Raw genomic sequence first — 22741 nt, 5'->3', positions numbered from 1 at the left:
ACCTGATTTTCATCATAAAAATGAAACTACCTTTGACTGAAGATACGCTATAAAAGCCACAGAGGTAAATTGAATTGCATTTTAGAGCCTATTTGATGGTTTTTTATGTGATCAAATAGAGTGAAAATGCATCAATTTATTGATCAATCCATATTTTAGAGACGCTGTCAGAGCAAGAGCAATGATATTGTAATGTCGCTCTGTAGCAAAGGTTTGTAGCCATGATTGGGGTTCAATATTTTCGCTTGGGGAAGGCTCATTGACCTTTAGTCGAGGAAGTATAAAAACTTATTTGTGCTTCTGCTGCGCTTGTTTTAGACTCTCGCTAACAAATGGAAAAGCTTCTAAATATGGATATAGAAAAGTATCTATTTGGAAAATATTAATTTAGCTTTATGAACATCGATTGATTAGTTTAATGCTCAGCTTTAAACTATATCCATCAAAAATTATAAATGCGCATTATCTGGAGAATACGCATGTCAAATCAGTTTGATCACGTGTCTGTTATCAAAAAATCGAATATTTATTTCGGTGGGTTATGTATTAGTCATACGGTGCAATTTGAAGATGGTACAAAAAAGACTTTAGGGGTCATTTTACCAACGGAACAAGCACTGACTTTTGAAACTCATGTCCCTGAACGTATGGAAATTATTTCAGGTGAATGTCGTGTATACATCGCAGATCGCACTGAAAGTGAATTATTTCGTGCGGGACAGTCTTTTTATGTACCAGGCAATAGCCGTTTTAAAATTGAGACAGACGAAGTGCTTGATTATGTCTGCCATTTAGAAGGCTAAGTACAAGTCGTATTAAGGCAAAGAAATTTTAGCCTGAATCAGTTAAACTAGATTTAAGCATCAATCCTGTAAAGCCAGCTTTGCAGGATTTTTCTTTTTTGCATTGTATATATCTATTTTAGAGGCCGTTCATGGCAAAAACCGAATATTTTTATGGCGTTCACTCAGTGGAGTCATTACTTGAGCTTGAGCCAGAGCGTGTACTGACATTATTTACACTCAAAGGTCGTGACGATCAACGTTTGAAAAACGTTTTGGCTTTGGCAGACCCTTTTGGGATCAGTGTACAACAAGCCAGTCGTGACAAATTGGAAAAATTGGCGGGTCAGCCTTTTCATCAGGGGGTGGTTGCCGCAGTTCGTCCGCATCCCACACTGAATGAACAAGATCTGGATGAATTGCTGAAGCAGAATCCTCAAGCCTTATTACTTGCTTTAGACCAAGTGACAGATCCACATAACTTAGGTGCATGTATTCGTACAGCAGCAGCTATGGGTGTCGAAGCGGTGATTGTCGCACGTGATCGTTCGGCAAGCTTAACCCCAACAGCACGTAAAATTGCTGCGGGTGGTGCAGAAAAAGTGAAGTTTATTCAAGTGACGAATTTGGCGCGTACTTTAGGTAACATTAAAGAAGAATTTAATGTTCGCGTGGTAGGTACAATGCTGGATGAAAAGGCCTTACCTGTAAATGAATTTGATTTTACTGGAACAGGTATTTGTGTGGTGATGGGCGCTGAAGATACAGGCTTACGTCCAATTACACAGTCACAGTGTGACCAAACGGTTTATATCCCAATGGCGGGTAATTTACAGAGCTTGAATGTCAGTGTCGCAACAGGTATGGCTTTGTATGAAGCGTGCCGTCAACGCAATGTGTAATCCTTGTTAATTTAAAAGTTGTTGGTGATGTCTCCTCGGTCTCAAGGTTATGTCTTCGTCCTGATTACTATGTGTATTTGGGGAGGGTTTACGATTAGCTCTCGCTTAAGTGCACAGTGGGGGATTAGTGCGTGGGATATTACCGCATTACGTTTTGCTTTGGCCTTTTGTATTTTAATGCCGATTCTGATCTATAAAAAAGACACCGCGTTTTTATGGAAAAAACAGCCTTTTCTTTTGGCGATGATAGGTGGTGTGGGTTATTGCCTGACGTCCTATAGTGCCTTTCATTATGTACCCGCAGCACATGCAGCCATTTTTTTAAATGGTTGTATTCCCCTATGCACAGCAGTGGCTGCATTTTTGCTGTTTAAAGAGCCCTTCGATAAGCATACATGGGTCAGTTTAGTCATTATGCTAAGCGCCATTAGTGCGATGAGCTTTTTAATGTATCAAGAAACAGGTGTAGCCTTTGGTTTTGGCGATCTGTTGTTTTTCTTCAGTGCAATTTGGTGGGGGGGGTTCACCGTTTTGTTACGGCAATGGAAGCTTTCCGCATGGCATTCCATGGCTGGTGTTGCAATTTGGTCTGCGGTTATTTATATCCCGATTTATTTGATTTTTCTTCCAAAAAACTTGAGTGAACCAGAGCCTATACATTTGCTGATGCAAACGATTTTTCATGGTGTATTTGTGGTGATTGTCGCAACAATAAGCTATGTAGAAGCGATTAAACGACTTGGTGCTTTTAAGACTGGGAGTATTGTTACGCTGGCACCTTTTATGGCGGCAATTTTAGCTGTACCGCTTTTGGGTGAACCTTTAAGTCGGGCAGTGATGTGCGGTTTGATTGGTATGGCAATCGGTGCTTTACAGCCGTGGCGTTGGATCATGCATAAAGACAGTTTACAGCAGCAACTGGATCGACAAAAAAAACAGTCTTAATCGACTGTTTTTTGGTTTTAGCATTTTAAATAGCGTTGATGCAATGTTTTTAAATGACGGTATAGGTGCTCAAGATGACCGTCATTCAGCACAATATCATCGGCTAGCTGTTGTTTTTGTTGGCGTGGCATTTGTGCCTGAATAATTTTATGAATTTGCTCAATGGATTGACCATCACGTTGGCTGGCACGTTGAATTTGTAATTCCTTGGTCGCATCAATCAATAAGGTATGATCGGTTAATTCATGTTGATTGGTTTCAAACAGCAGGGGTGAAACCAAAATGACATAGCGGCTTGTCGCGCTTTGTAGTTGATGAATAATGGACTGGCGAATCGCAGGGTGAGTAATGTGCTCTAAAATTTGACGTGCATTTGGGTCTTTAAAGATGTGTTCGCGTAAAGCTTGGCGATTCAGTTCGCCATTTTCAAGTAAAACCCAATCGCCAAAAGCGGCATGAATGTGTTGTAAAGCGGGCTGGCCTTTTTCAACCACTTCACGCGCCACGAGATCCGCATCAACAACAGTGATACCTTGGGTTTCAAACCATGTACTTGCAGCCGATTTTCCACTGCCAATGCCGCCTGTTAAACCCAAGATAAATGTCATAGATTTGCCTAAAATTATTGTCCTAAATATGCTTTCATAATTGGTTCACCCCAAATAAAAGCAATCCAACCTGCGATGGCAATATAAGGGCCGAAGGCAAAAGGTTGATTTTCTTTACGTATTTTAAGTAAAACAATACCAATAATTGCACCGACGAAGGATGAAAGCAGCACAATCAATGGCAGCATTAAAGGTCCCATCCAAGCGCCTAAAGCAGCCAGTAGCTTGAAATCGCCATAGCCCATGCCTTCTTTACCTGTGACGATTTTAAACAGGTAATACACAATCCAAAGGCATAAAAAACCAATAATATAGCCCCAGATTGCAGAAGTCGGTGAGGTATAAATAGCATAGCTATTAACGCCTAAACCCAATGCGGCTAAAGTTAAGGTGTAACGGTCAGGCAGGAGCTGTGTATCAAAATCGATAAAGGTAAGTGCGATCAGTATCCAGGTCAAAAGCAGCCCGAAGATCATTTGTAGCGTTGGCCCAAATACACTGACAATCACCAATGACGCGAGTGCAGTCAGCAGCTCAATCAATGGGTAGCGTATACTGATTGGATTTTGGCATGAGCCGCATTTGCCACGTAAAACTAACCAACTGATGACGGGAATATTTTGATACCAGCGAATTTCACTACGGCATTTGGGGCAGGTGGATGCGGGTTTGCTTAAGGTAAGTTTAGATTCATCAATGATTGGTTGTTCAGGATGAAGAAACATTTGGCAATCTGTACGCCATTCTTGTTCCATCATCTTTGGTGTGCGGTAGATGACAACATTGAGAAAACTACCGATGCATAGACTAAAAAGCCCAACGGCAATATAGAGTGCCGTTGGGTTATTCATAAAATAAAAGATAAATTCTTGCATTACACCACAGAACCCATTTGGAAGATTGGAAGATACATTGCAATCACTAGACCACCGACCAGTACGCCAAGGACAGCCATAATCAGTGGTTCCATCATCGAGGTTAAACCATCAACAGCATTATCCACTTCATTTTCAAAATGGGTGGCAACTTTGTCGAGCATTGAGTCGAGTGCACCTGACTCTTCACCAATCGCCACCATTTGTACCGCCATGGATGGAAATCTATTGGTGACGCGCATGGCAAATTGCAGTTGTTGACCTGTTGCAACATCATCCCGAATTTTAAGCACCGCTTCTTCATAAACGCAATTGTTGGTCGCGCCAGCAGTTGATTCTAAGGCATCAATTAGTGGCACACCCGCAGCAAAAGTCGTGGCCAAGGTACGACTATAACGGGCAATAATCGCTTTATAGACCAAGTCACCAAAAATAGGGGCTTTAAGTGCTGCTTTATCCAGAAAATCACGGAATTTTTTACTGCGTTTTTTGGCTTCAAGAAAGCCTGAAATGATCGCCCCAATCGCAATAATTAAAATAAACCAGTATTTTTGCATCCATTCCGACATATTCACCACCATTTTGGTGAAGGCAGGTAAATCTGCACCAAATGAACTAAATAAGTCTTGGAAGACGGGAACAACTTTGACCATGAGAATAATGGTCACCACCAGTGCAACAACAACAACAGCGATAGGGTATTTCATGGCTTTTTTAATTTTTTGTTTCAGTAATTCGCTTTTTTCTTTGTAAATGGCGACACGGTCAAGCATGGTCTCTAAAGCACCAGACTGCTCACCCGATTCAACCAAGGAACAAAATAAATTATCGAAATACTGCGGATATTTACGTAAGGCACCAGCAAAGGTATTCCCGCCTTCAACTTCCCCTTTAATGCCTAAGACCACTTCGCGCATAGAGGGGTTTTCAAGACCTTCAGCCACAATTTCAAAACTTTGCACTAAAGGTACACCGGCTTTCATCATTGTTGCGAGCTGACGAGTAAAGATGGTGATATCGAGTGTGGAGACCTTTTTTTTCATTAAACCTTCGAGAATATTTTTTCGTTTTTCTCGAATGGTCTTAATGGTAATTCCTTGCTTACGTAAAGTCACTTTCGCCAGTGCCATGTTACGCGCAGGTAATTCGCCTTTAAGTTTAGCCCCTTTACGATCAATCCCTTCATAACTGAAGGTTGGCATCATCTGTGCTTTTTTGACAGCCATGAATTTATCCTTATTTTTAAATGCTTTATCTATTCGCTAGTCACACGATTAACTTCTTGAAGAGAAGTTACCCCCTGCATGACTTTCATTAATCCTGAACGACGTAAATTATTAAACCCCGATTTTTCCGATGCTGCTGCAATTTCAAGTGCATTACCATCTTCCATAATAATTTTCGAAATTTCAGGCGTTACTTTCATTACTTCATAAATACCCACACGGCCTTTATAACCATCACGACATTCTGAACAGCCTACGGGTTGATAAACTTGAAAATCTGGATGTTGTAGATCGTCTTCTTTAAAACCCATTTCCAATAAACTTAGGTCTGGAATATCTGAAGGAGTTTTACATTGTGGACATAAACGTCGAGCTAGACGTTGCGCAATAACTAAGTTTACAGAGGTTGCGATATTAAAGGAAGGTACGCCCATATTTCTTAAGCGTGTCAGTGTTTCAGGCGCACTGTTGGTATGTAGTGTGGACATCACCATATGTCCAGTCTGTGCGGCTTTAATGGCAATTTCTGCGGTTTCTAAATCTCGAATCTCACCGACCATCACAATATCTGGATCTTGACGTAAAAATGATTTGAGGGCAGCAGAGAAGGTTAAGCCCACTTTAGCATTAACATTGACCTGATTAACCCCCTCTAGGTTAATTTCGACGGGATCTTCGGCTGTTGAAATATTGGTATCTTCACGGTTGAGAATATTTAAGCCGGTATATAAAGAAACCGTTTTACCCGAACCTGTGGGACCTGTAATCAGTAGCATGCCTTGAGGTTTGTCCAAAGCCTGCATAAACAATTCTTTTTGCGCAGGTTCATAACCGAGTGCATCAATCCCCAACATCGCACTAGATGGATCTAAAATACGCAGTACCAGTTTTTCACCAAATAGGGTGGGCAATGAGTTGACACGGAAGTCGATGGCTTTACTTTTTGAAAGTTTAAGTTTAATTCGTCCATCTTGAGGTAAACGTTTTTCAGAAATATCCATCTGAGACATGACTTTTAAACGCGAGGCTAAACGTGTAGCAAGTTGTAAGGGCGGAGTTGCAATTTGACGCAGGACACCATCGACACGATAACGTACCCGATACATTTTTTCATACGGTTCAAAATGTAAGTCGGAAGCACCCATACGAATTGCATCAATCAGCAGCTTGTTGATGTATTTAACAATTGGGGCTTCATCTTGTTGTTGTTCGTTGTCATCATCATCTTTATTGCTGAGATCTTCTTGTTCTAGATTTAAATCGATATCATCATCAGAAAATTGAAAACTATCCGCTTCGGCAAAATTTTGTTCAATGAGTTTTTGTAGTTTTGGATGTTCAACAATAATTGCTTCAATATTCATTTTACTATTGAAGCGTATTGCATCCATGGCATCGATATTGGTTGGATTGCTGGTGGCGACGTAGAGTAAGTTACCACGTTTAAAAATCGGTAAAATACGATGTTTGGTAATCAGTTTTTCATCAATGCCTTCACGGATAATCTGTGCAGAATCATAGGTGCTGAGATCAAAAAGGGGTTCGCCAAATTCTTGAGCGATTTTTTCAGCAATATCTAAAGACGAAATTTTTAATTGATCAATTAAAAAAGGAACAATATCTTGATTGGCTTTTTTGGCATTTAAGATTGCATTCTGCATATTTTCAGCAGAAATGAAGTCTTCTTCAACTAAACGTCGATTGAAACCGGTAAATCTAGGTGAACCTTTTAATGCTGTCATGCTTTAATATGCCTACTAAATCAATTTGTTTATAATTGGTATTTTTAAATTATACTTTTGTTATATAAAAATACCATATCTTAAAATGCTGTCATCTACTTAATATCACATAAAACTTTGAACCAGTCGTATTTACAAGATGAAGTTTTTTTTGAGAATGTTGTGATGTGTGTTGAAAAATAAGTTTGGCATAAAAAAGCCGTGCGAAAATTATCTAAAAAAGATTGAATTCCGTGTAGAATATGCGCGGTTTAATGAATTGTTTTTAATAGGTTACTGTATGTCGGGTTCGGCTATTACTCCTTGGGTTGTCGGCAATTGGAAAATGAACCCAATGCAAGCAGATGCCAAAGAGCTGTTAAGTGGTTTTAAAAAATTATTGCAAAATAATGAAATTAAAGAAGAAAATTGTCATATCGGTATTGCACCTAGCATGCTTGCTTTGACCCATGTTCAAGCGGAATTGGCAAGTTCAGTGCGTTCCATTTATACCGTTGCTCAGAATGTTTCTCGTATCGCGGGATTGGGTGCTTACACGGGTGAAGTGAGCGCAGAATTACTGAAAGATCACCATATCGATTTTGTACTGATTGGTCATTCTGAACGCCGTGAAATTTTTAATGAAACGTCGCAAATCCTGAATGAAAAAGTTAAAAATGCTTTAACTGCTGGATTAACCATTATTTATTGTGTAGGTGAAAGCCTAGAACAGCGTGAAAATGGTCAAGCAGAGCAGGTGGTATTGCAACAAATTTGTGATATTGCTGCGGTGGTTCAAGCCGAACAATGGCAAAAGATTGTGATTGCATATGAACCCATTTGGGCAATCGGTACGGGCAAAACAGCTTCACCTGAAGATGCTCAAACGATGCATGCTAAAATTCGTGAAGGTTTAACTCAAATCACACCGTTTGGTGCAAGCATGGCTATTCTGTATGGCGGTAGTGTTAAAGCCGAAAATGCAGTAGAGTTGGCGACCTGTCCAGATATTAATGGTGCGCTGGTGGGTGGTGCATCTCTAAATGCAGCGTCTTTTTATGAAATTGCTCAAGCTTTTGCAAATACAAAATAATTAGGAGTTCAGCATGCAAACTTTTGTGCTGGTGGTACATATTATCTTAGCCATTTTAATGATTGTATTGATTCTGGTACAACATGGTAAGGGTGCAGATGCTGGCGCATCATTTGGTGGCGGCGGTGCTGCCACTGTATTTGGTGCATCCGGTTCAGGTAACTTTTTAACGCGTTTGACTGCAGTTTTAACTGCGCTATTTTTTGTCACCAGTTTAACGCTAGCTGTATTTGCCAAAAAACAAACTACCGATGCTTATAGTTTAAAATCGGTACAAACAACCACGACTGCACCTGTGAATTCGAATGAAACTTCGCCAGTTGCACCGAAAACAGGCGAATAACCTGATTTAGTTCTTTCTTTTTGGACATGATCCGACTAGAATGCGACACAGCTGCGGTGGTGGTGGAATTGGTAGACACGCTACCTTGAGGTGGTAGTGCTTTCGGGCGTGGGGGTTCAAGTCCCCCCTTCCGCACCAGCTTATAATCCAGAACATAAGTTGGTGTGTGCAGCAAATCTGTTGATGCGGGATGGAGCAGTCTGGTAGCTCGTCGGGCTCATAACCCGAAGGTCGTTGGTTCAAATCCAGCTCCCGCTACCAATACTATTTAGAGGCAAACTAAATAGGCGATTTAAATTAAATTTTAATCGTGATTGAATTTTTGCAGGTTGATGCGGGATGGAGCAGTCTGGTAGCTCGTCGGGCTCATAACCCGAAGGTCGTTGGTTCAAATCCAGCTCCCGCTACCATTTTTGATTAAGGTGCAACTTAATCAAGCAACCATTGAAGATTTTTTGATTGAAAATGTTCAGTGAATTGTATATAATTTTTGCACGTTGTTGCGGGATGGAGCAGTCTGGTAGCTCGTCGGGCTCATAACCCGAAGGTCGTTGGTTCAAATCCAGCTCCCGCTACCAAGTTTCTAAAAGGCTCACAAAAATGGTGGGCCTTTTTGCACAGTGGACTTTGGTTTTTCTGTGTACACAGGGGCGATTACGCCCTTTTTTATTGGCTATCGTGTAGTGTCGACATCCATTGGTCAAATTGTCATGTTTCACTACTAATATAGTTGAGTTAGTCTGAACCGGTCACAGCGACTATTGAATCGCACAACAATGACGAGAGTAAATGAAGCTATCAAATAAAACTCAAGCACTTCAAGACCTAATAACTCCTGCAGTGCAAGCTTGTAATGTAGATCTTTGGGGAATCGAATTTATTCCTCAAGGTAAACGTTCTTTATTGCGTATCTATATTGATAAAGCGAACGAAAATAACACGCAACCTGTCATGAATGAAGATGGTGAGCTTGAAGGTCAGGGTATTGGCGTACAAGACTGTGTTCGTGTAACCCAGCAAGTAGGTGCAATGCTTGACGTGCATGATCCAATTTCTGGCGAATACTCACTTGAAGTATCTTCACCGGGTTGGGATCGTCCATTCTTCCAACTTCACCAGATGCCAGCTTATATTGGAAAGCAAATTGCTTTACGTCTGATTAGTGCCGTAGAAAACCGTCGTAAATTTCAAGCAAAACTGATTGCTGTTGATCTTGAGAATGAGATCATTCAAGTTGAAGTTGAAAATCAACACGTACTTGAAATAGACAGTCATAATATCGACAAATCAAATTTGATCTACCAAGATTAATTCATTCAATAAATAAGAATCTGAACGAATAGGTGACTTATGGCTCGTGAAATTCTTACCGTAGTAGAAACGGTTAGTAACGAAAAAGGTGTAAGTCGTGATGCAATTTTTGAAGCACTTGAACAAGCTTTAGTTGCTGCGACTAAAAAGAAATTTTACGAAGGCACACACGCAGAAGAAGCACGTTTACGTGTCGAAATTGATCGTAAAACAGGTGATTACCGTACTTTCCGTCAATGGGAAGTGGTTGCTGACGAAGATCATGAAATGCCTGCATGTCAGGATGCAATCTCTGATTTAGATCCTGAACAATGGTCTATCGGTGATATTCGTGAACTTGAAGTTGAATCGATTGATTTTGGTCGAATTGCTGCACAAATTGCGAAACAAGTCATTGTGCAAAAAATTCGTGAAGCTGAGCGTGCTTTAGTTGCAGATGCATACGAATCTAAAGTGGGTGAACTCATCTACGGTGAAGTGAAAAAACAAACCAAAGATGGTTTTATCATTGACTTAGGTGATAATGCTGAAGCGTATCTTTCACGTGAAGAAATGATCCCGAAAGAAATTCTTCGTCCTAAACAACGTATGAATGCTATTTTATATAGCGTGAATCGTGAAGGTCGTGGTGCACAATTATTGTTGACACGTGCGCGTCCTGAAATGTTGATGGCATTGATGAAGAAAGAAATTCCTGAAATTTCTGAAGAAATCATTGAAATTAAAGCAGCTGCACGCCAACCTGGTGTTCGTGCTAAAATTGCTGTGAAAACAAACGATCATCGTATTGATCCTGTTGGTGCTTGTATTGGTATGCGTGGTACACGTATCCAAGCGGTACAATCAGAGTTAAATGGTGAACGTATTGATGTGGTGGTGTGGTCTGACGATCCAGCACAGTACATTGCCAGTGCTTTAGAGCCTGCTGATGTATCAAGCATTGTGATTGATGAAGATGCACATACTGCTGATATCATTTTCGCAGCCACTGATCAATTGGCTCGTGCCATTGGTTCACAAGGTCAAAATGTTCGTTTAGCATCTGAATTAACAGGCTATAAACTGGACATGATGCTCGAAGAAGAATTTTACGCGCGTCAACAAAATGAAGCTCAACAATATTTAGACATGTTTGTAAGTCGTTTAGATATTGAAGAAGATTTGGCAATGGCTTTGGTTGAAATGGGCTTTACTTCTTTGGAAGAAATTGCTTATGTTCCAGCTGAAACATTTGATGAAATTGAGTTAGATGCTGAAATTGTTGAATTATTGCAAAGCCGTGCAAAAGAAATTACATTGGCTGATGCATTAAAACAACAAGAAGACATCCAAGATCCAAGTGCAGAACTTGTTGCAATGGATGGGATGACGCAGGAAATCGCGTACGCACTTGCGGCTCGCGGTGTGGTAACAGTAGATGATTTGGCAGACCAAGCGACTGACGATATTGAAGATATTGAAGGTTTAGGTGCTGAAAAAGCAGGCCAACTCATTATGAAAGCGCGCGAATCATGGTTTAACTAGGAGGAAATATATGACGGACAAGTCGATTAAAGAGTTAGCTCTCAGCGTAGCACGTCCAGTTGAGAAGCTCCTAGAGCAGGTTCGTGACGCAGGTTTACCGCAACGTAAAGCTGAAGATATTATTTCCACTGAACAACAAGATACCCTCGTTAACCATTTGAAGAAAGTTCATGGTCAAGACGATGGGCATGCAGGAAAAATCACGTTGAAACGTAAAACAACCAGTACGGCTAAAGTGGCAAGTACCTCAGGTAAGGCGAAGACAATTAACGTTGAAGTGCGTAAAAAGCATACTTTTGTTAAGCCGAATCCAGAACAAATTAAAGCAGAAGCTTTAGCGAAAGCAGAACAACAATCACAGACTGAATCTCAAGGTCGTGGTCAAGTGCAACAAAATACACGTCCTGATTCTAGCGCGAATACTCAAGGTGCCTCTAAAGCGAAACAAGCTTTAGAAGCAATGCGTGCTGCTGCTCAGCAACAAACAGCGAAGCAAGAAGTTTCAAAAGCGGCCGTTGTAGTAACGCGTAAGTCAAATAACAAACCGATTGTTAAACAAGCGGTTAAAGTGACTGAAACAGCTGAACAAAAGAAACTTCGTGAAGCTCAGGCTGCACAATTAAAAGCAGTAGAAGAAGCGGCACGTCGTAAATCGGCTGAAGAAGGGCAACAACGCACGCTTGAGCAGATGCGTCAAATGGCATCTAAATACTCTGCTGAAGATACCACTGCAACGATTCGTGTCATTGATGATTCTCCACTTGCTGCTGGCCTTGTTGGTCAGGCATATGAAGATTCATTTGCGAAAGAAGACCGTGAAATTAAACGTGGTGGTAATACCACCAGTACACGTGCACCGAAGAAAGGTGGACGTCGTGGTCAGGAAGAGCAAAGCTTCAGTAAACAGCCTAAACGTGGTTTGAAAACCAGCCAAGCGAATAAGCATGGCTTCGAAAAACCAGTTAAAAAGCAAGTTTACGATGTTGAAATTGGCTCTACGATTGTTGTTGCTGATCTTGCAGCGAAAATGGCGATTAAAGTTCGTGAAGTTATCAAATCACTGATGAAAATGGGTGAGTTGGTTACACAGAACCAAGCGATTGAGCAAGAAATTGCAGCGCTCGTGGTTGAAGAAATGGGTCATAACCCAGTTCTAGTATCGGATACACAAGCTGAAGATAACTTACTTGAAGCTGCTGAAGAAGCGCGTGGTGTTCAAACCACTCGTGCGCCAGTGGTTACGATCATGGGTCACGTTGACCATGGTAAGACATCACTTCTAGACCGTATTCGTCGCACTAAAGTAGCAGCGGGTGAGGCTGGTGGTATTACACAGCATATCGGTGCTTATCACGTTGAAACTGATAAAGGGATTATTACCTTCCTTGATACACCAGGACATGCGGCGTTTACTTCAATGCGTTCACGTGGTGCGAAAGCGACTGATATCGTGGTACTTGTTGTTGCAGCTGATGATGGTGTAATGCCACAAACAGCTGAAGCAATTGATCATGCACGTGCTGCGGGTACGCCAATCATTGTTGCCATCAACAAAATGGACAAAGAATCTGCTGATCCAGATCGTGTATTAAATGAATTGACAGTTAAAGAAATTGTGCCTGAACAGTGGGGCGGTGATGTTCCTGTTGCCATGGTTTCTGCGCATTCGGGTCAAGGTATTGATGATCTTCTTGACCTTATTTTAATTCAATCTGAACTTCTTGAATTGAAAGCGTCTGAACAAGGTGCTGCACAAGGTGTTGTAATTGAAGCGCGTGTTGATAAAGACCGTGGTGCTGTTGCTTCTATTCTTGTACAAAATGGTACATTGAAAGTCGGTGATCTTGTTCTTGCTGGTGGTTCTTACGGTCGTGTTCGTGCGATGGTAGATGAAAACGGTAAACGTATTCAATCAGCAGGTCCTTCAATCCCAGTTGAGATTTTAGGTCTTCCTGAAGCACCAATGGCGGGTGATGAAGTTCTTGTTGTAAATGATGAGAAGAAAGCGCGTGAAGTTGCTGATGCTCGTCTTTCACGTGAACGTGAACAACGTCTTGAGCGTCAAAGTGCAATGCGTCTTGAAAACATCATGGCATCTATGGGCAAGAAAGATGTGCCTTATGTCAATGTGGTGCTTAAAACTGATGTACGTGGTACGTTAGAAGCATTGACTGTTGCTTTGCAAGCATTGGCAACGGATGAAGTTCGTGTTCGTGTCATTGGTTCAGGTGTCGGTGCAATTACCGAGTCTGACGTTACTCTTGCTGAATCGTCTGAAGCTGTACTTTTAGGCTTTAACGTTCGTGCTGATAATACTGCGCGTCAAAAAGCCGATGCAGATGGCATCGACATTCGTTACTACAGCATCATTTATGAATTGATTGATGATGTGAAAGCTGCAATGAGCGGTAAGCTTGCGCCTGAGCATCGTGAAACGATTCTGGGTGTAGCTCAAGTACGTGAAGTGTTCCACTCAAGTAAGTTTGGTGCGGCTGCGGGCTGTATGGTACTTGAAGGCATGTTACACCGTAATAAACCGATTCGCGTATTACGTGATGATGTGGTGGTATTCCAAGGTGAGCTTGAATCTCTTCGTCGCTATAAAGAAGTGGTTGAAGAAGTTCGTGCTGGTATGGAATGTGGTCTTGCCGTGAAAGGTTATAAAGACATCAAAGTACTTGATAAAATCGAAGTTTATGATGTTCAATTGATTAAACGGAGTCTTTAATGGCGGGTAGTCAACGTCTTAAGCGAATGGCGGATACGGTACAACGTGAGTTGTCAGAACTAATCCGTCAAGAGCTGAAAGATCCACGCTTAGGTGGTCTAGTGACCATCTCTGCGGTGAAAGTCAGCGCAGATTTAGGCTATGCAGAAGTTTACGTCACCGTAATGGGACGTGAACTGGGCGATGATCAAAGTGAAGTGGCAAATAAAGAAACTTTAGCAGTATTAAATGGTGCTTCAGGTTTCTTGCGTCACGAATTAGGTCGTCGTATCAAGACACGTATTACGCCAAGATTGCGTTTTCATTATGATAAAACCAATGCATATGGTAACTATATGTTTGGTTTGATTGCTGAAGCAGTGAAGGATTTACCTCCTGAAGAAGCAAAAAAAGATGATGAATAATTAATATAGCGCAAGCTATATGCAAAAAAGCCACCTTCGGGTGGCTTTTTTTATGGATGTGTTCTGTCCTGAAGTAAGTTACAAGATAGGAAACCTATTTTTATGCAATATAAACAAGCTTAAAGCATGGAGTGTATACAACGAAATGATTCAATAATGATTTTGGGTAAAGTTGAGAAAGGTGCAGTATTTTACGGATAAGCTCAGAATTTTGTTGATATTAAATCATCAAATTTGTTTAAAGATGATCAAGTTTACACTGCTTTAATGCATGTGCTGTAGATGCTGAGAGATGGATTGATTTGAATGATAAAAGGAGCCGAAGCTCCTAAAGGATGAAGACTATTTTTTCTGATATTGGCGGCGAACTCGAGAACGTTGCCAAGGGAGTGGGCGGTCTAAACTTTCAGGTACTTCACCACTGGTTGAGCGTAAACGTAAATGCAGGGCTGCTTGTGCCATCAGATTGGCCGATACTGGTGCGGTGATAAAAATAAATAAGGTAATGAGTATTTCAGCAAAACCAAAACGGCCATTAAAGGCAGCAAAAATAATGGCAGCAATTAAAAAACTACCCAGACCTAAAGTACTTGATTTGGTTGGTGCATGTAGACGCATAAATAAATCGGGGAGGCGCACCATGCCAATTCCACCCACCAGCGTAAAGAAAGCACCAATCAATAAAAAAATTGAAACCAGAATTTCCATAATAAGTTGCATTATTTTTACTCCTAATCCACGACATGACCAGTGGTAAAGTAGCGGGCGAGGGCTGCCGTTGAGACAAAACCAAGCATGGCAACCAAGAGTGCCCCCTCAAAGAATGAGGTGCTTGCCCAATAAATACCCAAAATGACAATTAAACAGGTGGCATTGAGAAAAAGAGTATCCAGAGCCAAAAGTCGATCGACAATAGAGGGGCCAATGACTAAACGAATTAGGCAAAGGAACATTGAAATGGTGATGGCAACCATACATATGCCCAGCGTATAAGGCAAAATGCTCATGCGTCGTCTCCTGATTCCACATTAAAAATCATCATCAGTGCTTTTTCATAACGAGTTTTAATGTCTTGAATGTCGATTTCTATGTTATCACTGCTTAATGCATGAACTAAAATATCACCACGGTCTTGGTCAATCCCAGCCGTGACCGTACCAGGGGTTGTGGTAATAATCAGGGCAAGCAAAACATTGACTTGTTCATGTTGGGAGTCTAACGGGACTCGAAACCATTTGGGATGCAGTTTATGCGTAGGTCCAAGAACCAATTTAGCCACTTTAATATTGCAAATAATGATGTCCCAGAGCACCACAAAAAATAATTTGAATGCCAATAGCCAGTTGATATTCGGTGTACGGGTAGTAAAGGGGTTGACTAAGCGCGGAATAAAAATTCCGAGCATGAAAGCCATCAGTAATGTTGCTAGGTCAATACTATGTGCAAGCATGATCCAGCTTAAAGCCACAATGACAGAAACAAATGGATGGGGTAGCCAGTTTTCCAAAAACGATGTTTTTTGCATAGTTAAGGCTCCATAGGTTTCAGTTTGGCATCATCTGGATGGGCTGGTTCTTGTATGATTTGTTGATTGATTTGGCGTTGTTTATATTCTGAAATGTGTTCACCTTCTAAAGTGTTTTCAGAAATAACATAAGGAATGAGATGCGCATTTGGATCAACCGTTTCACCGCCATATTTGGTTTCAGGTAAATTTTCTGGATCATACGGTTGTACGCTGATAACCTGATTCAGATGATCCGTTTTCAAAATTTTGCTTTCGTATAAGGCATTATTTTGTATTTGTTCAGCCGTTTTAAACATATATTGCTGAATTGGGCTGGCATAAACCATATACAGAATTAAAGCTAAAAGCAGTAAATAGATGGTTTTGTCATTTCGAGCAGGGGCTTGATCTGGCAAGGCTTGATAGGCTTTATATTCTGCTGAATTTGGATTGTCTTCGGGTTGTGTGGCACGCCAGAACAGTACAAAACCGATGCGGGTAAAGGCAATAATACTGAGTAAGCTGACAATTAAGACCACAATAATAATCAGTAATTGATAAGGTGAATGTGATGTGGCTTGTAAGATAAAGACTTTACCTAAGAAGCCACTAAATGGAGGCAAGCCTGCCATCATTAAAGCAATTAAAAAGAAGGTTAATGAAACGACTTTTTGTTGTTTCATGTGTGGCGCAACTTTGAAATGGTCTTTAAATGCACCACGTTGCGAGGTAATCCAGCCAGAGAGCAAATAAAATGCAGCGGCAATCAGGGTACTATGCACTAAATAATACAATGCGGCTGCCCATGCCAAGGTATTAAACAGCGAAATGGCGATTAAGATCGTGCCAATAGATGACAGAATCATAAATCCAACGAAGCGACGTAGTCGTTCTGCGCCAATTGCGCCAATCACGCCATAGACTGAAGTAATGAGGCCAATCGGCAATAACCAAGACACCAAAATACTTTGACTTAAATGATCGTCAAATACGGTGCCATTAATCCGTAAAATGGCATAGATACCCACTTTGGTCATAATGGTAAAAATCGCAGCAACAGGTGTTGTGGCAACGGCATAGGTTTTAGGCAGCCAGAAACCAACAGGCAGCATTGCGGCTTTAATACCAAAAACCACAAAGAGTAATAAGCCACCCGCTACAGCAAGTTTATGTTGATCCGGTTCTAAAAGTGGGATTAGGCGTGCGACATCGGCCATATTTAGGCTGCCGACACTGCCATAAATGATGCCGAGACCAATCAGAAAGAGCGCAGAAGCCAATAAGTTAATGGTGACGTAATGAATGCCCAGTTGAAAACGTGCTTTGCCTTGTCCGTGTAAAAGTAACACATAGGATGCCATCAACAGGATTTCAAAGAACACAAATAAGTTGAATAAGTCACCTGTCAGAAATGCACCGCATAGACCCATCAATAAGAAATGGAACATGGCATGGAAATAACGTCCACGTGTATCCCACTCATGACTTGCATACCATAAAACAGCGGTTGCGAGGGCATACGTGAGGACGACCATCAGTGCAGAAAGTTGGTCTAGCACCAAGACAATCCCGAATGGCGCAGCCCATTCACCTAAATTGTAAACACTGATTTGCCCACTACTGGCAGAGATTAAATAAAGAATAGCCGTGGCTAAACCTAAAATTGAAGAAATGTAACTAATGCCACGACGCCAAGGTTGGCGCCAATCGTGTGCTAATGAGCCAGCGCCTGGATTACCAAGTAACACCAATAAAAAAGCAGTAAAAGCTGGAATTAAAATGCTAAAAATTGGGGTATGTTCAGTCCAGAATTGGATGACAGCATTCATTAAGGCTCATCCTCACGTGGGTCAATAGGAATAATATCTTCTTTCGAGTCGACGTGATCGGTTCCTGTTTCATAACGACTGCGTAGCGCAAGTTGCACAATAAAAGCAGTGGTTGCAAAACCAATCACAATCGCAGTGAGCACTAAAGCTTGGGGTAGGGGATCGGTGACCTTGGTGGTTTCGGTGAGTACCGCGGGTGCATTGATTTGCAGACGACCCATCGCAAAAAGAAATAAGTTGACGGCATATCCAATCATTGCCAAACCGAGGACCACAGGAAAAGTACGTGCCCGTAGAATTAAATAAATTCCCGTTGCTGTAAGTAGCCCAATGGCAGAGGCAAGTAAAAATTCTAAGCTGATCATTTTATTCCCCCTTCGGTACAATTGGACCAGTCATGCTGGAGTGACGCGAATCACCTAACACTGAAATCAACAACATGGTTGCACCAACGACCGTGATATAAACCCCAAGATCAAACAGCGCAGCGGAGGGAAGGTGCATTTCACCTAAAACAGGTGGAGAGACATAAATATGCGCGCTGGTCAGGAATGGACGCTCCCACAACCAAGCACCTAAGCCTGTGAGTCCAGCAATCACCAAACCTAAACCAATCCAGATTTCATATAAACGTCCTGATTTGGCTTTTAACATTTGCTCAGCTTGATCTTGACCCAGTGCAATGTATTGAATGACCAAAGCCAATGAAGTAATTAAACCGGCAATAAATCCGCCACCCGGTAAGTTATGTCCACGCAGGAAGATATATAAACTCACGACCAGTGCTAAAGGTAAAATCCATGAAGCGGTGATACGGAACATCAAGGGTGATGGATTAAAGCGGTAGGTTAAACCTTGGGTAATGGTGGTGCCGTGCGCACGCATGCCATCCATTAAGCAAAGGGCACCAATCGCAGCAATACCCAGTACGGTAATCTCTCCAAAGGTATCGAAACCACGGAAGTCGACTAAGATGACATTGACCACATTGCTCCCACCCCCCAGAGGAATGGATTGCTGGATGAAGAACCATGAAATTGAATTATGGTCACGGGTTAAAATCAACCAAGCAATCCAACCAATGCCGAGTCCACCACCAATTGCAATGAGGGCATCGCGCCAACGACGTGATCCACTCGATTCATAAGGGGTAAGTTGTGGCAATAAAGATAAGCTCATCAACAGCAAAACGGTGGTGACGACATCGACGGTAATTTGCGTTAAAGCAAGGTCTGGTGCAGACAACGTTACGAACACCATGGTCACTACTAAGCCTATAGCACCACTAATCAGTACGGCTTTAATGCGTTCATGGTGGAACCACAACATCATCCAGCAGGCAGAGAACAAGAGTAACCACAGTACAATTGCAACGGCAGGAGCATGGGTAAGTTCACGGCTGCCAGTGGTTAAACCTTGATTGATTAACGGCATGGCAACCAATGCAATAGTAAAAGCCACGATCCAAATTAAATAACTTTGTAGTGAACCATTTTCAGTTTTACGTTTGAACTGACGTGATTTCAGCAAGAGATGTTTTAAAAATAAATCAAATAAGATGCGACCTTGGAATTTACCCAGCATTGGATCAAGGTTAATCTCACGAATGGTTCCACCTTTGGCCAGAGCAAAGTAAAAGCATAGTCCACCTAAAAGAGCGATTGTACTCATCAGTAATGGCAGATTAAAACCATGCCAAAGGGCAAGATGAGTACCTGCAAAATTCGGTAATTGTGTGCTGGCACGTGTGGTTGAATTAACAATATTTTCAACCAAGAGGGCAGGGAGAAGCCCAACTAAAATACATAAAATTGCCAGAAAAGTCGCAGGTGCGCGCATGCCAAAAGCAGGCTCATGTGCGTCTTTATTGGGAACAGCCTTACCTAAAGGGCCATCAAAGAATACGCCATGAACCAGTCGCACTGAATAAGTAACCGCAAAGATACCCGCTAAGGTTGCCACAATAGCCGAGCCAATTAGTACTGGACCAGAGAGGTTGGCGAGTAGTTCGGTAAAGAACATTTCTTTGGATAAAAAACCATTGGTCAGTGGTACACCCGCCATTGAGGCAGCAGTGATCATGGTTAAGGTGGCAGTGAACGGAAGTAGCTGCCAAATCCCACTGAGTTTACGTAAATCACGTGTCCCTGTTTCATGATCAATAATACCAGCAATCATGAATAAGGCAGCTTTAAACGTCGCATGGTTAATAATATGGAAGATGGCTGCGGCAATAGCGAGAGGAGAGCCAATCCCCAATAAGCAGACAATTAAACCTAAATGACTGATGGTGGAATACGCCAATAAACCTTTTAAATCTTCTTTAAAAATGGCAAAGAAGGCAGCCATACAGAGCGTAAATAGGCCTACGAAAGTCACAATGTTGTGATACAGCGCAGCACCGACAAAAATAGGGGAGAGTCTTGCCAGCAGGAAAATACCTGCTTTGACCATGGTTGCAGAGTGTAAATAGGCCGATACAGGCGTTGGTGCTGCCATGGCATTCGGTAGCCAAAAATGGAACGGAAACTGCGCACTTTTGGTAAATGCACCGATTAAAATCAGCAGTAAAGTAGGCACAAATAACGAATGACTTTGAATTTTCTCAGTCATGGTGAGAATTTGGTCTATTTGATAAGTGCCCGTTATTTGACCTAACAAAATAAAACCACCCAACATGGCTAAACCGCCCATGCCTGTAATGGTGAGTGCCATACGTGAGCCGCGCTGTGCGGCTTCATAATTACTCCAATAACCCACCAGTAAAAAAGAAGAAATACTGGTTAGCTCCCAAAAAGTGAGCAGCAAAATTAAATTATTGGATAAAGAGATACCCAGCATGGCGGCCATGAATAACATGAGTAATACATACAGCTTACTCAGGGAATTCTTAGGGCTTAAATAATAATAAGCGTAGATATAAATGAGTGTGCCGATACCACTAATCAGCAAACAAAATAACAAACCTAAAGCATCCAAACGGAAACTTAAGTTGATGCCTAGCTGAGGTAACCATGACCAACTTTGCGTGATTGTTGCACCATTGAAAACATCTTTTGCTTGAGTCAGTAATAAGATGAGGCTGCTTAGACTGACCCCAATCGCCCCTAAGGCCGTTACCCCGCGTGAAAAATTTTTCAGCCACGAGACAAGTGTAGTGCCCAATACTAAGGGTAACAATATAATAATCGGTAGCACACTCATATCCATTGTCGTGAATTAGGTTGATAAAAACCTAAGGGTGAATGTTATCTTTCAAGGACTACAGGATCACAAAGAGCAATCCAAACGTTTAAATCTCGAAAGCCAATCGGAGTTAAAAATATTGAAAACAAGCTGTGTTGCGCAACTTGTAAAAAGTAATAGTAAAATCGGATTTTACTATAAAACTTTACATATCCCTGATCTTATTACATGAATAAAACAACATCAATTAGTTTTGCGCATACGTAACATATTATCTACCCGTCTATGTAATCTGGGCGTAGCATGTTTTAAGCTGATGAAAAACTGAGTATTCAGTATTTTTACCGATTAAGCTTTTTTGCATGCAATTTAAGCGGTCAAGTTTGTATTATGGCAAGGGTTGATGTGAAGAAGTGCCGTCTTGCGCATTCATTAAACCGAGTAATTCATTCTGTTGCTCTGGGCTTAAATGCTGTTGAATGTGTTGCCATAGGCTTTGCGGTGTGACACTGTCTAATACGGGTTCAAGCAAGAGATCAGTTTCCATTACTTCATGATTAAAGACTAAGTTTTCATAAATATGATCAAATTTGTCTTGTAATGGTTGTAGCTGTATCTCAAAAATTTGTTTATTTTCAATTTTCAAGCATTGATACTCGGCTGCATGTTCGAGTAATTCACTACGATTACCTGTGGCAATAATTTGTAGCCGCGGAAAAGCCTGATGTAAGCGCGGTAAAATCACTTGAGCAGTATTTTGATCCAGTTGATGGTCAATCGCATCAATCAGTAAAATACCGTCGCCTTCAAGGCAGGGATATAAACTACTCGGATTGAGTACGCATAAACGCCGCACAATATCACCCACCAAGGCAATCCAATTTTTCACGCTATTCGACAGTTGTTGATAGAGCATATTTTTGCCTTGATAACGCACCATCAATTGTAATTTCGGTTGGTACTGTATAAAAAGATCCTCTAAAGCAGGAATGACCGTCGTTAAGGCTTGTTTTAACGCATCTAAATGAGGGCTATGCATCTGCTTTTGTGCATGCAATAAGTGCTGTAGAAAGTCATGTTCTTTGTTTTTCTGAAGCGAGGGATTGGAGAGCAGTTGTTGAAACAGTTGTGCGATCTGTGCATTTTCAATATCACTGACTTCACGCAACCACTCAAAAAAACGGCCAAACGTGGTAAAGGGAATCGCTGAAATTTCATAAGCATGTGCGCTTTGAAAAATGAGTGGATTGTTCTTACTCAGAATATTCATTTCATTGACAAAGCGTTCTGCGGGGTAATAGGCAATTAAGGGCAAGCCTTGGAGTTGATCATGTTGGATGGCATTTTGATACAGTTCGACTAAGTTATCTAAGTGTTGGGTTTCTGCTTTGCTGCTGCCAATGCCATGACTATTTAAGGTTTTATACAGTTGCCAATCGCAATAACCAAGCGCTTGGTCTTGTACTGCACTGGATTCATTTAAAGTGCCAATATCATTGGGGATCTGCACCCGAATATCAATTTTGGATTGTAAACGGTTCAACATAATGTCTTGATCAAGCATCACCACACCCGCAGCACGTAAGTCTTTATAACGCGCTGCAAACCACGTGAGGGCTTGATAAGTGAATCTTAAAATGGTGGTTTTGCCAGTACCCTGATCACCCATAATTAAGGTGATGGGTTTCTGATTAAATTTCAGCTTGAGGTCGGCAAAATGAAGGGTATGTTTGAGTTGAATAGCATCGATTTTCATA

General features: G+C 41.4%; 20 protein-coding genes and 4 tRNA genes. 13 read left to right on the top strand and 11 right to left on the bottom strand.

From position 1 onward, the window contains the following. Positions 1–479 precede the first annotated feature (479 nt). The 3 genes from B9T24_RS07295 (at position 480) to B9T24_RS07285 (ending at position 2629) form a co-directional block, all read left to right on the top strand. Positions 480–803 carry a pyrimidine/purine nucleoside phosphorylase gene (locus tag B9T24_RS07295; protein ID WP_086165166.1) on the top strand — a complete coding sequence of 108 codons (324 nt, stop codon included), beginning with the start codon at positions 480–482 and terminating at the stop codon, positions 801–803. Positions 804–934: 131 nt separating this feature from the next. Continuing rightward, positions 935–1684 (top strand): 23S rRNA (guanosine(2251)-2'-O)-methyltransferase RlmB, encoded by a 750-nt coding sequence (rlmB, locus tag B9T24_RS07290; RefSeq protein ID WP_086165165.1) that lies wholly within the window; start codon positions 935–937, stop codon positions 1682–1684. 27 nt (positions 1685–1711) lie between these two features. Beyond that, positions 1712–2629, top strand: a complete 918-nt coding sequence (locus B9T24_RS07285) for a DMT family transporter (protein ID WP_171264863.1) — start codon at positions 1712–1714, stop codon at positions 2627–2629. 17 nt (positions 2630–2646) lie between these two features. On the opposite strand, the gene coaE is transcribed toward B9T24_RS07285, so the two are convergent. From coaE to pilB, 4 genes are read right to left on the bottom strand one after another with little or no spacing between them, the layout of a single operon-like run. Then, positions 2647–3237 carry a dephospho-CoA kinase gene (coaE, locus tag B9T24_RS07280; RefSeq protein ID WP_086165163.1) on the bottom strand — a complete coding sequence of 197 codons (591 nt, stop codon included), beginning with the start codon at positions 3235–3237 and terminating at the stop codon, positions 2647–2649. A 14-nt stretch (positions 3238–3251) separates the two neighbouring features. Beyond that, complete coding sequence (locus B9T24_RS17290; protein ID WP_086165162.1) at positions 3252–4112, bottom strand: prepilin peptidase; 861 nt, start codon at positions 4110–4112, stop codon at positions 3252–3254. Beyond that, complete coding sequence (locus tag B9T24_RS07270; protein ID WP_086165161.1) at positions 4112–5338, bottom strand: type II secretion system F family protein; 1227 nt, start codon at positions 5336–5338, stop codon at positions 4112–4114. The genes B9T24_RS17290 and B9T24_RS07270 overlap by 1 nt, the downstream gene beginning before the upstream one ends. 29 nt (positions 5339–5367) lie before the next feature. Further along, positions 5368–7080 carry a type IV-A pilus assembly ATPase PilB gene (pilB, locus tag B9T24_RS07265; protein WP_086165160.1) on the bottom strand — a complete coding sequence of 571 codons (1713 nt, stop codon included), beginning with the start codon at positions 7078–7080 and terminating at the stop codon, positions 5368–5370. 280 nt (positions 7081–7360) lie between these two features. On the opposite strand from pilB, the gene tpiA reads away from it, so the two are divergent. The 10 genes from tpiA (at position 7361) to B9T24_RS07215 (ending at position 14462) form a co-directional block, all read left to right on the top strand. Then, positions 7361–8152 carry a triose-phosphate isomerase gene (gene tpiA, locus B9T24_RS07260; protein WP_086165159.1) on the top strand — a complete coding sequence of 264 codons (792 nt, stop codon included), beginning with the start codon at positions 7361–7363 and terminating at the stop codon, positions 8150–8152. A 13-nt stretch (positions 8153–8165) separates the two neighbouring features. Beyond that, complete coding sequence (gene secG / locus B9T24_RS07255) at positions 8166–8495, top strand: preprotein translocase subunit SecG (protein ID WP_004650022.1); 330 nt, start codon at positions 8166–8168, stop codon at positions 8493–8495. Positions 8496–8548: 53 nt separating this feature from the next. Beyond that, positions 8549–8633, top strand: a tRNA-Leu gene (locus tag B9T24_RS07250). Positions 8634–8679: 46 nt separating this feature from the next. Further along, a tRNA-Met gene (locus B9T24_RS07245) sits at positions 8680–8756 on the top strand. Between the two features lie 72 nt (positions 8757–8828). Further along, positions 8829–8905 (top strand) — tRNA-Met (locus B9T24_RS07240). 91 nt (positions 8906–8996) lie between these two features. Continuing rightward, positions 8997–9073: transfer RNA gene (locus tag B9T24_RS07235), tRNA-Met, on the top strand. Positions 9074–9284: 211 nt separating this feature from the next. Next, positions 9285–9806 (top strand): ribosome maturation factor RimP, encoded by a 522-nt coding sequence (gene rimP / locus B9T24_RS07230; RefSeq protein ID WP_086165158.1) that lies wholly within the window; start codon positions 9285–9287, stop codon positions 9804–9806. A gap of 39 nt (positions 9807–9845) precedes the next feature. Continuing rightward, positions 9846–11330, top strand: coding sequence for a transcription termination factor NusA (gene nusA, locus B9T24_RS07225; RefSeq protein WP_086165157.1), 1485 nt, complete (start codon positions 9846–9848; stop codon positions 11328–11330). Positions 11331–11340: 10 nt separating this feature from the next. Then, entirely contained in the window at positions 11341–14058 is a 2718-nt protein-coding gene (gene infB, locus B9T24_RS07220) for a translation initiation factor IF-2 (RefSeq protein ID WP_086165156.1), read from the top strand. Further along, positions 14058–14462, top strand: a complete 405-nt coding sequence (locus B9T24_RS07215) for a ribosome-binding factor A (protein ID WP_086165155.1) — start codon at positions 14058–14060, stop codon at positions 14460–14462. Before infB ends, B9T24_RS07215 begins: the two co-directional genes overlap by 1 nt. 342 nt (positions 14463–14804) lie before the next feature. Here B9T24_RS07215 and B9T24_RS07210 read toward each other — a convergent pair whose 3' ends face one another. The 7 genes from B9T24_RS07210 to B9T24_RS07180 all read right to left on the bottom strand — a co-directional run bounded on the left by B9T24_RS07210 (position 14805) and on the right by B9T24_RS07180 (position 22740). Then, positions 14805–15182, bottom strand: coding sequence for a Na+/H+ antiporter subunit G (locus tag B9T24_RS07210; RefSeq protein WP_086165154.1), 378 nt, complete (start codon positions 15180–15182; stop codon positions 14805–14807). Between the two features lie 11 nt (positions 15183–15193). Then, positions 15194–15469 (bottom strand): monovalent cation/H+ antiporter subunit F, encoded by a 276-nt coding sequence (locus tag B9T24_RS07205; RefSeq protein ID WP_074943837.1) that lies wholly within the window; start codon positions 15467–15469, stop codon positions 15194–15196. Further along, positions 15466–15987: a Na+/H+ antiporter subunit E gene (locus tag B9T24_RS07200; RefSeq protein ID WP_086165153.1), complete on the bottom strand. Its 522-nt coding sequence runs from the start codon at positions 15985–15987 to the stop codon at positions 15466–15468. Before B9T24_RS07200 ends, B9T24_RS07205 begins: the two co-directional genes overlap by 4 nt. A 2-nt stretch (positions 15988–15989) precedes the next feature. Next, positions 15990–17798 carry a monovalent cation/H+ antiporter subunit D gene (locus B9T24_RS07195; protein ID WP_086165152.1) on the bottom strand — a complete coding sequence of 603 codons (1809 nt, stop codon included), beginning with the start codon at positions 17796–17798 and terminating at the stop codon, positions 15990–15992. Continuing rightward, positions 17798–18163 carry a Na+/H+ antiporter subunit C gene (locus B9T24_RS07190; protein ID WP_086165151.1) on the bottom strand — a complete coding sequence of 122 codons (366 nt, stop codon included), beginning with the start codon at positions 18161–18163 and terminating at the stop codon, positions 17798–17800. Before B9T24_RS07190 ends, B9T24_RS07195 begins: the two co-directional genes overlap by 1 nt. A 1-nt stretch (position 18164) precedes the next feature. Next, the gene (locus tag B9T24_RS07185) at positions 18165–21008 is read right to left on the bottom strand and encodes a monovalent cation/H+ antiporter subunit A (protein ID WP_086165150.1); all 2844 of its coding nucleotides are present in this window, start codon (positions 21006–21008) and stop codon (positions 18165–18167) included. Between the two features lie 364 nt (positions 21009–21372). Beyond that, entirely contained in the window at positions 21373–22740 is a 1368-nt protein-coding gene (locus tag B9T24_RS07180; RefSeq protein ID WP_086165149.1) for an AAA family ATPase, read from the bottom strand. Position 22741: the final 1 nt, after the last annotated feature.

Origin of the sequence: Acinetobacter sp. ANC 4654 (genome assembly GCF_002135425.1) — a bacterium.
In the GTDB taxonomy this organism is placed as follows: Bacteria; Pseudomonadota; Gammaproteobacteria; order Pseudomonadales; family Moraxellaceae; genus Acinetobacter; species Acinetobacter kyonggiensis.
Note: the sequence above shows the minus strand (reverse complement) of the source record. Positions and strands in the feature narration are given on the sequence as shown.